This window comes from Burkholderia sp. ABCPW 11, assembly GCF_001523445.1.
Taxonomy (GTDB): Bacteria; Pseudomonadota; Gammaproteobacteria; order Burkholderiales; family Burkholderiaceae; genus Burkholderia.
In genome coordinates this window covers 16,553-30,827 of record NZ_LOVM01000097.1, presented here as the reverse complement: position 1 = coordinate 30,827, position 14,275 = coordinate 16,553, and the positions used below count along the sequence as shown (strand labels likewise).

Genomic DNA, 14,275 nt, shown 5'->3' with positions numbered 1-14,275 from the left:
ATGGGGGGATCGGTCGGGTCAATGCCGCGCGGCGCGCAGCGACTCGACGAGCGCGGCGATGTCGAGCATCGCCGCGGCGGATTCGGGGGCGGCCGGCGTCATGTGCGCGATGCGGCCGACGAGCGGCGCGCGGTGCTCGCGTGCTAGCCAGTCGCGGATCGTCGCGACGTTCTCGTCGGCGAACGACATGGCCGGGTCGACGTGGTTCGCGACCCAGCCCGCGAGCGTGAGGCCGCGTGCGCGAATCGCGTCGGCCGTCAGCAGCGCATGGCTGATGCAGCCGAGCCGCACGCCGACGACGAGCACGACGGGCAGGCCGAGCGCGACCGCGAGATCGGCGGTGTCCTGCGTGTCGTTCAGCGGCACGCGAAAGCCGCCGACGCCTTCGACGACGACGACGTCCGCGCGCGTCAGCGCTTCGCGATGGCACGCGACGATCGTGTCGAGGTCGAGCGTCACGCCTTCTTGCGCGGCGACGATGTGCGGCGCGGCGGGCGCCTTCAGCAGAAACGGCGTGCGCAGCTCGGGCGGCAGCGCGACGTTCGCGGCGGCGTCGAGCTGATCGGCATCCTCGTTGCGCCACACGCCGTCGCGTTCGTACGCGCCGGCCGCGACCGGCTTCAGCGCGGCCGCGCGCAGGCCGTGCCGCGCGAAGCCGTGCAGCATCGCGGCGGACACGAAGGTCTTGCCGATTTCGGTGTCGGTGCCGGTGACGAAGACGGAAAGCGGGGCGGCGGTCATGCGGCTGCCTCGCTGGCTTCGATCAACGCGGCTTCGAGCCGCGCGAGATCGTCGAACGAATGCGCGGCCGACAGCGACACGCGCAGCCGCGACGTGCCGGCCGGCACCGTCGGCGGCCGGATCGCAGGCACCCACAGGCCGTGCGCGTCGAGCGCGCGCATCGCGGCGAGCGTCGCGTCGTTGCTGCCGATCACGAGCGGCTGCACGGCCGTGTGCGAATCGACCGGCTGCCAGCGCGTGTTGCGCAGCAGGGCGCGCGCGCGTTCGATCAGCGCGGCGAGGTGCGCGCGGCGCGCGTCGCCTTCGTCGCCCGCGATCAGCTTCAGGCTCGCCGAGACCGCATGCGCGACGGCCGGCGGCGCGGCGGTCGTGAAGATGTAGCTGCGTGCGCGCTGGATCAGCCATTCGATCACGGTTTCATGCGCGATCACGAACGCGCCGGCGACGCCGGCCGCCTTGCCGAGCGTGCCGACGTACACGAGATGCGGCGAACGCAGCGCGGCGGCCGCGAGCGCGCCGCGACCCTGCGGGCCGAGCACGCCGAAGCCGTGCGCGTCGTCGACGACGAGCCACGCGCGGTGGCGTTCGGCCAGCGCGACGAGTTCGGCGAGCGGCGCGACGTCGCCGTCCATGCTGAACACGGTATCGCTGACGATCAGCTTCGTTTCGGCGTCCGACGCATCGAGCAGCGCGGCGAGCGCGGCCGTATCGGCGTGCGGATAGACCTGCACGTTCGCGCGCGACAGCCGCATGCCGTCGATCAGCGATGCGTGGTTCAGTGCGTCGGAAAAGATCGTCGCGCCCTTGCCGGCGAGCGCCGTCATCGCGGCGAGATTCGCCATGTAGCCGGTGCTGAAGTACAGCGCGCGCGGCGCATCGGAGAAGCCGCCCGCGAAACCCGCGAGTTCGTCCTCGAGCCGGGCATGCGCGCGCGAATGCCCGCCGAGCAGGTGCGAGCCGCCGCTGCCGGAGCCGTAGCGCTGCGCGCCTTGCGCGAACGCGGCGACGAGCGCCGGATGCGCGGCGAGGCCGAGGTAGTCGTTGCTCGCGAAGCCGACGATCTCGCGGCCGTTCACGGTCATGCGCGCGTCGCACGCGGTATCGGCGATGCGGCGCACGCGGCGCAGCCCTTGGGCGTCGAGATCGGCGAGGCCGCGTTGCAGGGTGTCGAGCAGGCTCATCGGCCAAGGTCCTCCAGCGTGGCGTCGAGCGTGTCGCGCGTGTGTTGCGCGAGCCACGCGATGTCGTCGTCGCTCATCACGTACGGCGGCATCAGGTACACGGTCGTGCCGATCGGGCGCAGCAGCAGTTCGCGCGCGAGCGCCTGTTCGAAGAAGCGTCGCGAGAAGCTGTGTGCCGCATCGCCGTCGAGCGCGACGTCGAACGCGAACAGCGTGCCGCGCTCGCGCAGGTGGCGCACGTGCGGATGCGCGTCGAGCGGCGCGAGCGCCGCGCGCAGCGTCGCCGATTTGCGGGCGTTGCTCGCGAGCACGTCGTCGCGTGCGAACAGATCGAGCGTTGCGACGGCCGCGCGGCACGCGAGCGGGTTGCCCGTGTACGAATGCGAGTGCAGGAAGCCGCGCGTCGTGTCGTCGTCGTAGAACGCCGCGAACACGTCGTCGCGCGTGAGCACGAGCGACAGCGGCAGGTAGCCGCCGCTGATGCCTTTCGACAGGCACATGAAATCGGGCCAGACGCCGGCCTGCTCGCACGCGAAGAAGGTGCCCGTGCGGCCGCAGCCGACCGCGATCTCGTCGGCGATCAGGTGCACGCCGAATTCGTCGCACAGCGCGCGCAGCCCGCGCACGTACGACGGATCGTGCATCGCCATGCCGGCCGCGCACTGCACGAGCGGCTCGACGATCAGCGCGGCGATCCGGTCGCCGCGTTCGACGAACAGCCGCCGCACGTCCGCGAGCGCGCGGCCCGCGACGTCGGCGGCCGTCTCGCCTGGCAGCGCGCCGCGCGCATCGGGCGACGCGACGACGTGCGCGTGGCGGATCAGCGGATCGTACGCATCCTTGAACAGCGCGACGTCGGTCACGCCGAGCGCGCCGATCGTCTCGCCGTGATAGCTGTTCGCGACGCAGACGAATTCCTGCTTGTTCGCGCGGCCGCGGTTGCGCCACGCGTGGAAGCTCATCTTCAGCGCGATCTCGACGGCCGACGCGCCGTCCGACGCGAAGAACGCATGGCCGAGCGTGCGCGCGGTGAGCGCATGCAGCCGTTCGGCGAGTTCGATCGCCGGTTCGTGCGTGCAGCCGGCGAGCATCGCGTGTTCGAGCGTGTCGAGCTGGTCCTTCAGCGCCGCGTTGATGTCCGGGTTCGCATGGCCGAACAGGTTGACCCACCACGAGCTGATCGCGTCGAAGTAGCGGCGGCCGTCGCGGTCGTACAGCCACACGCCCGCGCCGCGCGCGACGGGGACGAGCGGCAGGCGCTCGTGATGCTTCATCTGGGTGCAGGGATGCCAGACCGCGCGCAGGCTGCGCGCGACCCAGTCGTCGGTGGCTGGCGTACTCAAGGCGACTCCGGGGGTAAAACGGCCGCGCGGCATCGACGGGATGCCGCGCGGCGGAACACGAAACGCGCAGAGATTAGCGTGTTCCGCCGGACGTTGCACTAGCGGTTACAAACGCCGCAAAGCCTTGCGGGGCGGGAGTTCGGCGCAGTTCGGCGGGGCTCGGGACGGAACGCGGCGGATCGGGCGAAATGCGCGCAGATGACGACGTTCGAGTGACACCCCCCGACGGAAAAAAATCGCAGGGCGGGGGGCGGCGTAGCGGTGAAATAAGGGGAACGATGATGGTGCGGCGTGGGACGCGTGGGAGGCGTCAAGGGGCGATCTCGTTTCGCGGATTTGCCTGATCGACGGGGCGGCGCAAGGGCGAATTCACGTCGATCGCTCGTAAAAACGAGCGTGACGCAGTGTGTGCTCGATTTGACGAGCCGGTAGTGGCGCGCCGCGACGACCTTGATGGGCGGAGCGCGAAGGGAGGACGGCAGCCGCGCGTCAGCGCGAAGCCAGTGCGCGCGTATCGACGTCGCGGGTGTGATCGTCGCCGTTGTCGGCCGTCTGCGTCGCGTTGTCGCTCCACACGACGCGGTCGTTGACCGCATACAGCCGGCACGCGCCTGCCCCTTGCTTCGCGCAGTTGTCGAGCGCCAGCGCCATCGGATCGTCGCCGCCTTCGGCCCATGACCACGCGCCTTCCGACGACACCGCGAACGCGCGGCTCGGATGCTGGTTCAGGAAGCGGCGATAGCCTTCGCGGCCCGCTTCGTCGACGTAGGGCACCGCGTTGACCGCATCGATCGACGCATAGCCGGTGGCCTTCGGTTCGTGCGGATCCGCGACGGCATAGCGCACCGCGGTCGGCAGGTTCAGTTCGGCGAGGAACGCGTGCACGGCCGGCCACCACACGGGCACGCCGTCGCGATCGACGATCAGCCGGTGCGCGTCGTCCTTGTAGCGGCCGAAATCGATGAACTGGGCCTGCGTGCCGTGCGACACGTATGCGTCGTGCATTTGCGCGACGAGCGCGGGCGTCCACACCGAATCGTTGTCGCCGTACAGCCACAGCGACCGCACGGCGGTATGCGCGCCGTACTGGTCGAACGCGTCGACGAGGTTGCGCTGCCAGCCATCGCACAGGTCCTGGCGCAGCCCGCCGGAGAAGTTGATGATGCCGCGCACGCCCGCCGCGGCTTCGGTGCCGTATGCGATCGACACGAGGCCGCCGTGCGACGTGCCGGCGACGACGATGCGCGACGCATCGACGTACGGCTGGCGCGACATGTAGCGCACCGTCGCATCGACGTCGGCGGCCTGCGCGAGGCCATTCTTGCCGACGTTGCAGCCTTCCTGCCGGTACGTGCCGTCCGAACCGGCGAAGCCCTGGCGATTCGGCGCGATCACCGCATAGCCGCGGCGCACGAATTCGCGCGCGAACGCGAGCGGCCGGCTGCGCGGCTGCAGATGGAGATCGCCGGTATTTTTACCGTGGTTGAAGACGACGAGCGGGAACGGGCCGGGGCCGTTCGGCTTGAAAAGCGTCGCCTCGAGCGTGACGGCGCCCGACGCGTCGGCCGGAATGCGGAGGATCTGTTCGTTGAGGTCGGCAGCGACCTGCGGCAGGTTCGAGTCGGCGTAGTCGAAGTGCTCCGCGTGGGCGAGCGACCCGCTGGCGCCTGCACCCGTATTGGCGCTCGGCAGCGTACCGGCCTGAGCGGCCGACAGCGCACAGGCCGCCATCCATCCCACCAATACCTTGCTGAACGCCATCCGTAAGCCCTGCCATGCAACATGACCAATTCGAGGCCATCGTAGCCCGACAAAATCGGGTTGTGCAATGCGGGAATTACCCGGCGTCTGACAGGGCAACTATTTGTCAGCGTTCACTTACTTCGCCGTCGACATAGCGCCAGAATCCCTGCTCGTCGCGCTCGAAGCGGCTCGTCTCGTGGAGCCGGTACGCGCGTCCGCCGACCTTGTAACGGGCCACGAATTCGACCTCCGCATGCCGGTCGTCGAGCGGCACGTGGCGTTTGACCGCGAGGCCCAGCCAGCGCGGCGCGTCCGGTGCGTCCGGGTCGGTGTCGAGATCGGGCGGGCAGGTGCGCGCGGCCCATGTCGCGCGCAGATAAGCGGTCGCCCCCAGCACGTACGCGCTGTACCGCGAACGCATCAATTCGAGAGCGGTCGGGGCGGCTTCGCCGCCATCGATGAAGCGGCCGCAGCAGGCCGCATAGCGGGGCGCCGGCGCTTTGCCGGCGTGCGCGGGCGACGCGCCGCCGCACGGGCATGCATCAGGTCGGTTCAAAATCATGCGGAATGTGAATTAACAACGCTCGGTTGACAACGCCCGGTTGCCGGCGCCGCTCACCAACTGAGCTCGATGCCGTCGTACTGGAAGAACCGGCCGTTCGCCTGAGACAGGTCCGAAGCGGATTCGGCGATGACGCGACGCATGCCGGTCACGCTCGTTTCCGGGTCGATCGCGGCTTGCGCACCGCCCATGTCGGTGCGCACCCAGCCGGGATGCAGCGAAATGCACGCGGCATGGCGCGTCTGCAGCGACGCGATGCGCAGCGCGTCGTTCAGCGCGGCCTTGCTCGCGCGGTACAGCCAGCCCGTCGTGCCGGTCGCCTCCGCGATGCTGCCCATCCGGCTCGACACGACGGCCAGCACGCCGCGCGCGTCCTCGACGAGCGGCAGCAGGATCGGCAGCAACTGCATCGGCCCGCGCACGTTCGTATGCATCACCGCGTCGAAATCCTCGGCGGTGATCGTCTCGACGCCTTCGGTGCGCGGCCCGTACACGCCCGACACGAGCACGGCCGCATCGAGCCGCTCGCCGTCGAGCTTCCAGCCGAGCGCCGCGATCTGCTCGGGCTGCGCGATGTCGAGCGCATGCGGCTGCGCGCCGAGCGCGCGCAACGCGTCGAGCGACGCCGCGTCGCGCGCGGTGGCGATCACGTTCCAGCCGTCGCGCCGGTATTGCCGGACGAATTCGCGGCCGAGGCCGCGCGATGCACCGACGATCAATACGGTTTTCATGCCCGTCGCTCCTTGGGTTGGCGCCGCCGTGGCAGCGCCGGTGTCAGATCCGTTCGACGCGTGCCGCGCCCGCGCGGTAGCCGCCGCCAGACGGCCGGCCCGTCATTGCGCGTTACTGCGCGTCGTCGCACGGCTTGAGCGTGGCGGCGACTGCCTGCGCGACGCCGTCGAGCTGCGCGGCGTCCGCTGCGACCATGTCGTTGTCGGGCGCATGCTGGCCGCGTGCGGTCAGCGCCGCCACGCAGCGCCGGTAGGTTTCGTCGAGCGCATCGAAGTTCGACACGGACATCCCGAGGTTGCGCATCCGGCCGTCGTGCACGCCGTACACGAGCCCGTGCACGGTCAGCGACTGGCCCCGCGCCCATGCGTCGTTGACGATCGTCGTGCGGCACACGTTGACGACCTGTTCGATCGAATTCAGCTCGATCAGGCGGCGGTACCGCGCTTCGCCGACCGGCCATTCGTCGAGCAGCGCCGCATGGCGCTCGCGCACGTCCTGCACGTGGTGCAGCCAGTTGTCCGCGAGGCCGACACGGCGGTTGTGCAGCGCCGCGTTCACGCCCGAGCAGCCGTAGTGGCCGACGACCATGATGTGCTTCACGCGCAGGATGTCGACCGCGAACTGGATCACCGACAGGCAGTTCAGGTCGCTGTGCACGACGACGTTCGCGATGTTGCGGTGGACGAACACTTCGCCCGGCGGCAGGCCGATGATCTGGTTGGCCGGCACGCGCGAATCCGAGCAGCCGATCCACAGATATTCCGGCGCCTGCTGGTCGGCGAGCCGTGCGAAGAAATCGGGATCGTCGGCGAGCTGGCGCTTGACCCAGGCATCGTTGTTGTCGAACAGATGTGAAAGCGGATTGTCTTGGGTAGTCATCGGTGTGGATTCCGTTGGCGGAAATCGGGTCGATAATGATTGCGGTGTTGCCGGCGTCAGGCGGCGCGCTGCGCGTCGCCTTCGCCGTCGTTCCTGTCCGTCGCGCCGAAGCGCGCGGGGTAGCGCACGCAAAAGCGCAGCGCCGCGTCGTACGGATAAAAATCGGGCAACTCGCCCTGCATCAGCTTGTCCTTGCTCGCCTGCCACAGCGCGGGATCGAAAAAGTCCGCGTGATGCTTCATGAAGACGCCGCGCACGCGCGGGTCGCCGAGCAGGAACGGCCCGTAGGTCTCCGGAAAGATGTCGTGCGGGCCGACGGTATACCACGGTTCGCCGGACAGCTCGTCTTCCTCGTTGCGCGGCGGCGGCACGCGCCGCACGTTGCAGTCGGTCAGGTACTCGATCTCGTCGTAGTCGTAGAACACGACGCGGCCGTGGCGCGTGACGCCGAAGTTCTTGTACAGCATGTCGCCCGGAAAGATGTTGGCCTTCATCAGCTCCTTCACCGCGTTGCCGTATTCCTTCACGCCATGCTCGACGTCCGCGTCGGTGCCGTTCTGCAGGTACAGGTTGAGCGGCGTCATCCGGCGCTCGATGTACAGGTGCTTGATCACGAGCTTGTCGTCCTCGTATTCGAGCAGCGACGGCACTTCCTTCTCGAGTTCGCGCACGAGCGCGTGATCGAGCCGCGCGAGCGGCAGCGCGACGCTCGAATACTCGAGCGTGTCGGCCATCCGCCCGAGGCGGTCGTGGCGCTTCACGAGCTGGTACTTCTCCATGATCTGCGCGCGCGTCGTGTCCTTCGGCGGCGGGAAGTGATCCTTGATGATCTTGAACACGTACGGGAACGACGGCAGCGTGAACACGAGCATCACGAGGCCCTTGATCCCGGGCGCGACGATGAAGCGGTCGCTCGAATGCGACAGGTGATGCAGCAGGTCGCGGTAGAACAGGTTCTTGCCCTGCTTCTGCAGCCCGACAGACGTGTAGATCTCGGCCTTCGGCTTGCCCGGCATGATCGTGCAGAGGAAATCCACGTACGCGGACGGCACGCCCATGTCGACGAGGAAGTACGAATGCGAGAAGCTGAAGATGATCTGCAGCAGGTCGCGGCGCAGCAGCACGGTGTCGAGCGCGAGCAGGCCCGGGCGCACGTGACGGATCGGCACGGCGAACGGCAGCACGCGGTCGGCGTTGATGATGCGGCCGACGATGTACGCGCTCTTGTTGCGGAAGAACAGCGACGACAGCACGTGGATCTGGAAATTCGGCGCTTCGTCGAAGTGGCCGAATTCGTCGTCGATCGCCTGCATCACGCAGCCGATGTCGCGCGTGAGATCCTCGAACGCCGGCTCGAGCTGGAAGTTCGTGACGATGCGCTCGAGCGTGACCGCGAGCCCGTCGGTGCCCGGGTAGTACGCGCGGTAGGTCGGCTTCGCGGCCGGCTCGTCGTTCTCCAGGTACTCGGTCGAAATCGCCGGGCGCACGAAGATGAAATCGTTGTTGAAATACGAGCGGTGCAGGATCTTGCAGCACACCGAATTGAAGAAGGTTTCCGCGCACTCGGGCTGGCGGTGCGACGTGAGCAGCCCGATGTAGTGCAGCTTGATCTGCTGCCACACTTCGTCGTCGATGTTCTCCGCGTCGTACTCGTCTTCCAGCACCTCGACGCATTCCTTCACGCGATCGTCGTACGACGTGATCCGCTCGCGCGCGAGCCGCTGCAGTCCGTGCCAGTCGCCGCGCTCGAACAGCGTCTTCGCATCGACCGCCGCTTCGCGGAAGATCCGGTAATGGCGATCGAAGTATTCGAGCATCGTCTGCGCGACGTCGAAACCGATCTGCGACGACAGCAGTTTGGGGAAGTGATTCATCGCGTGCAGGCTCGTTCAAGGGGCTGTAAGCACTCGCCATTTTAGCGCCCAAGTCGGCGTTTCAATGACTTTCGCGGTGACGCGCGAATGGCCGTCAATCGGCGTGTTGATCGCCGTTGGGCGCCGTTCGATGCATCTTCGCGTAAAGATACGGGTACGGAACCGATTCTGACACGAACTTTTTTCCGGCGGGCCGGCGCTCGTCGGGCACCTGTTTCGCGCGACGGCGATAGAATCGACGCACCGCCCGCCGCGCCCTCCCGCCGGCACGCATTCGCACCGATAACGACGAGACGCCCCACCGATGAACGCCCTGGAACACCAACTCGACTACCCCTTCGCCGATACGCTGCCCGCCCCGGGCGACACGTTCGAGGTCGCACCGGGCGTGCGCTGGCTGCGCATGCCGCTGCCGTTCTCGCTCGATCACATCAATCTGTGGCTGCTGCGCGACGAGATCGACGGGCAGGCCGGCTGGACGATCGTCGATTGCGGGATCGCGTCGGACGCGATCCGGACGCACTGGGAGCAGATCTTCGACACGCATCTCGACGGCCTGCCGGTGCTGCGCGTACTCGTCACGCACTGCCACCCCGATCACTTCGGCCTCGCGAACTGGCTGTGCGAAGGCGGCGACAAGGGCCGCTGGAACGTGCGGCTGTGGATGACGCTCGGCGAATACCTGTTCGGCTGCCTGATGGCGGCCGGTAACGGCTCGAACGCGGGCGGCGCGGCCGCCGCCGATCACTTCGCGCGCCACGGGCTGACCGATCCGGCCGCGCTCGACAAGCTGCGCAACCGCCGCAGCTATTACTCGGATCTCGTGCCGGCCGTGCCGCCGCGCTACCGGCGCCTGCGCGAAGGCGACGCGGTCGCGATCGGCGCGCGTACGTGGCGCGTCGTCACCGGCTTCGGCCATTCGCCTGAACATTGCGCGCTCCACAGCGAAGCGGACGGCGTGCTGATTTCCGGCGATATGGTGCTGCCGCGCATCTCGACGAACGTGTCGGTGTTCGATCTCGAGCCGGAAGCGAACCCGCTCGCGTTGTATCTCGAGTCGCTCGGCCGCTACGAGACGATGGCGCCCGACACGCTCGTGCTGCCGTCGCACGGCAAGCCGTTTCGCGGCGTGCGCACGCGCATCGCGCAACTGCGCGAACACCACGATGCGCGCCTGGCCGAAGTGCGCGTCGCATGCGCGGAGCAGCCGCGGAGCGCGGCCGACATCGTGCCGATCATGTTCCGCCGCCGCGAGCTCGACATCCACCAGATGACGTTCGCGCTCGGCGAGGCGCTCGCGCACCTGAACCTGCTGTGGCTCGCGGGCGAACTCGTGCGCGAACAGGGCGACGACGGGGTGCTGCGGTTCCGCACCGCCGGCTGAGACTGCTTCGTTCTCCTTACGCGACGGGTTCGTAGCGCCATCCGTCACGCTGCCACTGCATCGTGTGCGTCGGTTCGAGCGCCGCGAGAAACGCGGCGTCGTGCGACGCGACCACGATCGCACCCGGGAAGCCGGCCAGCGCCGCTTCGATCGCGCGCACCGATTCGAGATCGAGGTGATTGGTCGGCTCGTCGAGCAGCAGCAGTTGCGCGGGCGTGCCGCGCCACAACGCGCATGCGAGCGCGGCCTTCAGCCGTTCGCCGCCGCTCAGTTGCCGCGCCGGTTGCGTCGCCCGCGTCGCGTCGAGTTGCAGCAGCGCGAGGCGGCTGCGCAGGTCGCCTTCGGCAAGCGGCGTATCGAGCAGGCTCAACTGTTCGACGATCGAGCGCTCCAGGTCCAGCAGCGCGAGCCGCTGGTCGAGATACGCGGCGCTCACGTGCGTCGTGCAGGTGCCGGCGCGCGGCGCGAGCTCGCCCGCGAGCATCCTCAGCAACGTCGACTTGCCGCAGCCGTTCGGGCCAGTCAGCGCGATGCGCACCGCGCCGCTCGCCGACCACGTGATCTCGCCGGCGTCGCCCGCGACGCGCCACGGCAGTTGCGCGCGTTCGAGCGTGAACAGCTGGCGGCGCGCGCTGACCTCCGTGCCCGGCAGCGACACCAGCACGGGCGCGGCGGCGTCGACCCGCGCGGCCGCCTGCTGCACGCGTTCGTCGAGCGTTGCCTTGAAATCGTCCTGTTGGCGCCGGACCTGTCCCATGATGCTGCGCGCCGCACCCTTGCGGCGCTGTTTCGCCATCGACGACAGGTTGGCCGTCTTCGCGCCGCGCAGCGACGCGGCCGCGTGACGCTGGATCGTGTCGTGTTCCTGTTCGAGCCTGCGCCGCACGCGATCGCGCTCGGTGCACGCATGGTCGAGCGCCGCTTGCGCGGCTTCCTGTTCCGCATCGCGCTGCGCGCGGTAGAGCACGTAGTTGCCGCTGTACGAGCGCGCGCCGTGCGGCGTCAGCTCGACGATGCGTTGCACGCCGGCGAGCAGCGCGCGGTCGTGGCTCACGACGACGACCCCGCCGCGCCAGCCGTCGAGCGCCGCGCGCAGCCACGCGCGTCCCGGTGCGTCGAGATGGTTGGTCGGTTCGTCGAGCACGAGCAGGCCCGCGTCCGACAGCAGCGCGCCGATCAGCGCGACGCGCGCGAGCTGGCCGCCGCTCAGCGTATGCGCGGGCGTGTCGGCGTGGACGTCGTGCAGGCCGGCCGCGTCGAGCGCGGTGCGCAGCCGCGCCGCGAGATCCCAGCGATCGCCGATCAGGTCGAAGTCGTGCGGCGCCGCGTGGCCGTTGGCGAGACGCGCGAGCGCACCGAGCGGCGCATCGAGCGCGGCGATCTGCGCGACGGTGCGCGGGGCGGCCGCCGTGTCGTCGTGGTCGTGCTGCTGCGCGACGTAGGCGACCTGCGTATGCCGCTCGACGGCACCCGCGCTCGGCGCGCGGTGGCCCGCGATCAGTTGCGCGAGCAGGCTCTTGCCGACGCCGTTGCGGCCGACGATGCCGGTCGGCGTGCGGTCGATGGAAAGGTCGAGCGAATCGAACAGCGTGACGCCGTCGTCGAAGCGGAAGGAAACGTGATGAAGCGCGACGAGCGCGCCGGTGGGCGTGGCTGCAGCCATCAGCACCTCCAAAAATGCGTGAAGACCTTCGCGCGCGGCGTGCGTGGCACGGGCGGCGAAAACATTTCGGGAAGGCTTAATTGTTCACTTTGGCTGGCGTCCGGCAGGAGGAACAGGCGCGCAGTGTAGCAAGCGCGGCGCGCGGGCCGCAAGCGAGCGGCGCACGCGCCGTCGCCTGCGCGCCACGCGCGGTTACTGCACGGCGACCGTCGTGAAGTTCTGCCGCCCGAACGGACTCACGCGATAGCCGCTCACGTTCGTGCGCGTGAGCGCGGCCGCGGTCGGGTAGCCGAGCGGGATCCACAGCGCTTGGTCGTGGATGATCTTCTGCGCGCTTTCGTACAGCTTCGCGCGCTTGGCCTGGTCGGCGGTCGACTTGCCGTCGGCGATCAGCTTGTCGAGCTGCGCATCGCAGAAGCGCGCGAAGTTGATGCCCGACTTCACCGCGTTGCAACTGAACAGCGGCGACAGATAGTTGTCCGGATCGCCGTTGTCGCCGGCCCAGCCCATGAACAGCATGTCATGCTGGCCGAGCTTCGCCTGCTTGATCAGCTCGCCCCATTCGATCACCTTGACCTCGGCCTTCACGCCGATCTTCGCGAGGTCGGCCTGCAGCAGTTCCGCGCCGACCTTCGGGTTCGGGTTCAGCACGCTGCCGGTCGGGCGCGTCCAGATGGTCGTCGAGAAACCGTTCGGGAAGCCGGCCTGCGCGAGCAACTGTTTCGCCTTCGCGGGATCGTACGCATACGGCGCGACGTCCTTCGCGTAGCTCCACGTGTTCGGCGGATACGGGTTGTTCGCGGCCGTCGCGGTATTGTCGAACACGACCTTCAGGTAGGTCGCGCGGTCGAACGCGAGATTCAGCGCCTCGCGCACCTTGTCGTTGTCGAGCGGTTTCTTCTGCGTGTTCAGCGCGACGAACGCGGTCATGAACGCAGGCGTCTGCACGACCTTCAGCGCGCTTTCGCCCTTCGCGGCGAGCACGTCCTGCGGCTTCGGCGACAGCGCGATCTGGCATTCGCCGGCCTTCACCTTCTGCAGGCGCACCGACGGGTCGGGCGTGATCGCGTAGATCAGCCGGTCGACCTTCGGCTTCGTGCCCCAGTACGTCGGATTCGCGTCGTAGCGGATCAGCGCGTCCTTCGTGTAGCTCTTCAGCACGAACGGGCCGGTGCCGACCGGCTTCGCGTTCAGGTCGGCCTGCTTGCCGGCCTTCAGCAACTGGTCGGCGTATTCGGCCGAGTAGATCGACGCGAAGCCCATCGTCAGGATCGGCACGAACGTCGCGTTCGGTTCGTTCAGCACGAACTTCACCGTGCTGTCGTCGACCTTCGCGACCGACTTCACGAGCTTCACGAGGCCCATCGACTGCGCATGCGGGAAGCCGCTCGCGCCGGCCACCTTGTGCCACGGGTTCGCATCGTCGAGCATCCGGCTGAATGTGAACACGACGTCGTCCGCGTTCAGTGGGCGGCCCGGCTTGAAATAGTCGGTGGTCTGGAACGCGACGTTCGGGCGCAGGTGGAACGTGTACGTGAGGCCGTCGGCGCTGGCTTCCCATTTGTCGGCGAGCGCGGGCACCACCTTCTTCGCGGCTTCGTCGTAGGACACGAGCGTGTTGAAGATCACGTCGGCCGACGCGTTGGTCGTGACGAGCGAGTTGTACTGCACGACGTCGAAGCCGTCCGGGCTCGATTCCGTGCAGACGGTGAGCGGCTTGGCGGCGGCGAGGCCGGGGGCGGCAAGGGCGGCGGCGACGGCGGCCGCGGCGAACAGCTTGACGTGCATAGGATCTCCCACGTGGCTCGTGTTTTTCGCTGGATGACGGAGGCGGGCGCGGCCCGAAAGCAGGCAGGGCCGGCGCGGCTGGCGAATAGCATACCGTCAAAGCGCGCGACGCGTGAAAAAAGGCGCCGGAACGCGGCGAATTGACCGAAAAAAGGCTGCGTTCGCGACGGAACGGGCGTCGATGCAGCGAAAGGTGCGGCGGAAGCGGCGGGCGGGGCGAGGCGGGGAGAGGCGGGAGAGGCGGGAGAGGCGGGAGAGGCGGGAGAGGCGGGAGAGGCGGGGGAGGTGGGAGAGCGGGGCGGCGCAGAGGCGGGCCGGCGCGCCGAAGCATGCGGCGAACGCGGTGAAGATGCCGTGGAAGGTGTCGCAAACCGGCGCGTCGACG

11 protein-coding genes are annotated in these 14,275 nt (G+C 68.6%); 1 reads left to right on the top strand and 10 read right to left on the bottom strand.

Going from position 1 to position 14,275, the window contains the following annotated elements:
• Positions 1–18 precede the first annotated feature (18 nt).
• From bioD to aceK, 8 genes are all read right to left on the bottom strand, one after another.
• The gene (bioD, locus tag WS61_RS31195) at positions 19–741 is read right to left on the bottom strand and encodes a dethiobiotin synthase (RefSeq protein WP_059506388.1); all 723 of its coding nucleotides are present in this window, start codon (positions 739–741) and stop codon (positions 19–21) included.
• The gene (gene bioF, locus WS61_RS31190; protein WP_059506386.1) at positions 738–1,922 is read right to left on the bottom strand and encodes an 8-amino-7-oxononanoate synthase; all 1,185 of its coding nucleotides are present in this window, start codon (positions 1,920–1,922) and stop codon (positions 738–740) included. The genes bioD and bioF overlap by 4 nt, the downstream gene beginning before the upstream one ends.
• Positions 1,919–3,265 carry an adenosylmethionine--8-amino-7-oxononanoate transaminase gene (gene bioA / locus WS61_RS31185; RefSeq protein WP_179949724.1) on the bottom strand — a complete coding sequence of 449 codons (1,347 nt, stop codon included), beginning with the start codon at positions 3,263–3,265 and terminating at the stop codon, positions 1,919–1,921. Before bioA ends, bioF begins: the two co-directional genes overlap by 4 nt.
• 489 nt (positions 3,266–3,754) lie before the next feature.
• Entirely contained in the window at positions 3,755–5,026 is a 1,272-nt protein-coding gene (locus tag WS61_RS31180; protein ID WP_059506382.1) for a dienelactone hydrolase family protein, read from the bottom strand.
• Positions 5,027–5,132: 106 nt separating this feature from the next.
• The gene (locus WS61_RS31175; protein ID WP_059506379.1) at positions 5,133–5,570 is read right to left on the bottom strand and encodes a YchJ family protein; all 438 of its coding nucleotides are present in this window, start codon (positions 5,568–5,570) and stop codon (positions 5,133–5,135) included.
• A gap of 53 nt (positions 5,571–5,623) precedes the next feature.
• On the bottom strand, positions 5,624–6,301 hold the full coding sequence (locus tag WS61_RS31170; RefSeq protein WP_059506377.1) for an SDR family oxidoreductase: 678 nt from the start codon (positions 6,299–6,301) through the stop codon (positions 5,624–5,626).
• A gap of 112 nt (positions 6,302–6,413) precedes the next feature.
• Entirely contained in the window at positions 6,414–7,181 is a 768-nt protein-coding gene (gene can / locus WS61_RS31165; RefSeq protein ID WP_059506375.1) for a carbonate dehydratase, read from the bottom strand.
• 56 nt (positions 7,182–7,237) lie between these two features.
• Positions 7,238–9,055 (bottom strand): bifunctional isocitrate dehydrogenase kinase/phosphatase, encoded by a 1,818-nt coding sequence (gene aceK, locus WS61_RS31160; RefSeq protein WP_059506373.1) that lies wholly within the window; start codon positions 9,053–9,055, stop codon positions 7,238–7,240.
• 304 nt (positions 9,056–9,359) lie between these two features.
• Here aceK and WS61_RS31155 point away from each other — a divergent pair, with 304 nt between their 5' ends.
• The gene (locus WS61_RS31155; protein ID WP_059506371.1) at positions 9,360–10,439 is read left to right on the top strand and encodes an MBL fold metallo-hydrolase; all 1,080 of its coding nucleotides are present in this window, start codon (positions 9,360–9,362) and stop codon (positions 10,437–10,439) included.
• Positions 10,440–10,455: 16 nt separating this feature from the next.
• Here WS61_RS31155 and WS61_RS31150 read toward each other — a convergent pair whose 3' ends face one another.
• Together WS61_RS31150 and WS61_RS31145 are read right to left on the bottom strand one after the other, a co-directional pair.
• Positions 10,456–12,102 carry an ABC-F family ATP-binding cassette domain-containing protein gene (locus WS61_RS31150; RefSeq protein WP_059506369.1) on the bottom strand — a complete coding sequence of 549 codons (1,647 nt, stop codon included), beginning with the start codon at positions 12,100–12,102 and terminating at the stop codon, positions 10,456–10,458.
• A gap of 192 nt (positions 12,103–12,294) precedes the next feature.
• Positions 12,295–13,890 (bottom strand): ABC transporter substrate-binding protein, encoded by a 1,596-nt coding sequence (locus WS61_RS31145; protein ID WP_059506368.1) that lies wholly within the window; start codon positions 13,888–13,890, stop codon positions 12,295–12,297.
• Between the last annotated feature and the right edge of the window lie 385 nt (positions 13,891–14,275).

Coding starts and splice junctions, on each gene's coding strand:
- bioD (WP_059506388.1), bottom strand. CDS start 741: ATGACCGCCGCCCCGCTTTCCGTCTTCGTCACCGGCACCGACACCGAA.
- bioF (WP_059506386.1), bottom strand. CDS start 1,922: ATGAGCCTGCTCGACACCCTGCAACGCGGCCTCGCCGATCTCGACGCC.
- WS61_RS31180 (WP_059506382.1), bottom strand. CDS start 5,026: ATGGCGTTCAGCAAGGTATTGGTGGGATGGATGGCGGCCTGTGCGCTG.
- WS61_RS31175 (WP_059506379.1), bottom strand. CDS start 5,570: ATGATTTTGAACCGACCTGATGCATGCCCGTGCGGCGGCGCGTCGCCC.
- WS61_RS31170 (WP_059506377.1), bottom strand. CDS start 6,301: ATGAAAACCGTATTGATCGTCGGTGCATCGCGCGGCCTCGGCCGCGAA.
- can (WP_059506375.1), bottom strand. CDS start 7,181: ATGACTACCCAAGACAATCCGCTTTCACATCTGTTCGACAACAACGAT.
- aceK (WP_059506373.1), bottom strand. CDS start 9,055: ATGAATCACTTCCCCAAACTGCTGTCGTCGCAGATCGGTTTCGACGTC.
- WS61_RS31155 (WP_059506371.1), top strand. CDS start 9,360: ATGAACGCCCTGGAACACCAACTCGACTACCCCTTCGCCGATACGCTG.
- WS61_RS31150 (WP_059506369.1), bottom strand. CDS start 12,102: ATGGCTGCAGCCACGCCCACCGGCGCGCTCGTCGCGCTTCATCACGTT.
- WS61_RS31145 (WP_059506368.1), bottom strand. CDS start 13,890: ATGCACGTCAAGCTGTTCGCCGCGGCCGCCGTCGCCGCCGCCCTTGCC.